This window comes from Ileibacterium valens, assembly GCF_001945525.1.
GTDB lineage: Bacteria > Bacillota_I > Bacilli_A > Erysipelotrichales > Erysipelotrichaceae > Ileibacterium > Ileibacterium valens.
On record NZ_MPJW01000241.1, the window covers coordinates 1 to 766 of the forward strand.

Below are 766 nucleotides of genomic sequence, written 5' to 3' on the forward strand. Positions count from 1 at the left end.
CCATTAACAAGCTGACCATTCAGTATGAGAAGAGCCAGGAAGAGAATGAAGCTAACAGAAAACTGATTAAGAGCCTCACAGAGCAGCTGGATCAGGCAAATGCCACGATCCTTGATCTGTCTGCTCAGATCAGGCTGATGGCTGCTCAGAAGTATGGCAGGAGTTCTGAAAAGAGAAAGCCAGATAAAAAGGACGATCATGACCAGCCATCCGGTCCTTCTGCCGAAACCCCTGCTCCCGGAGCTTCCGCAAGGAAACGGCCTGTTCGTTCCAAAGCCCGTAAGCCGAAGGAATCTCTGGAAGATCTTATTAAAAAGATGAACCTTCCTGTCACAGATGAACTTCACGAACTGTCTGAAGACCAGAGAATCTGTTCCGTCTGCGGTACGGAACTCACTCCGATCGGCAGAAAGCTGGTCCGTCATGAAGTCAGATACATTCCAGGAAAACTGGAAATCATCCGGCACTATTCTGTTTCTTACGGCTGTCCCGAATGTAAAAGGAAGAGCCGGGATCCGCGTTATCTTCCAGGCGAGTTTGATATTCACCCGGTCATGGCAAAGGCTCCCGAATCACTCCTTTTTGGAAAATGGGTTTCTCCCTCTCTGATGGCGCTTGTCATCACCCTCAAGGCACTGTATCAGCTGCCCGTCAACCGGATACGGTCTATCTTTTCCGATCTTGACTTCTATGCTCCTTCTGTTTCAGCCCTGAATTCCTGGGTGAACGAATGTGCTCAGACCTACTTTAAACCGCTGTTTGAAAG

1 protein-coding gene is annotated in these 766 nt (G+C 49.0%); it reads left to right on the plus strand.

Annotation, left to right across the window (positions count from 1 at the left end; all coding sequences use genetic code 11):
* The coding region (locus BO222_RS11455) for an IS66 family transposase zinc-finger binding domain-containing protein (RefSeq protein ID WP_143357029.1) at positions 1–766 on the plus strand (766 nt) is incomplete at both ends.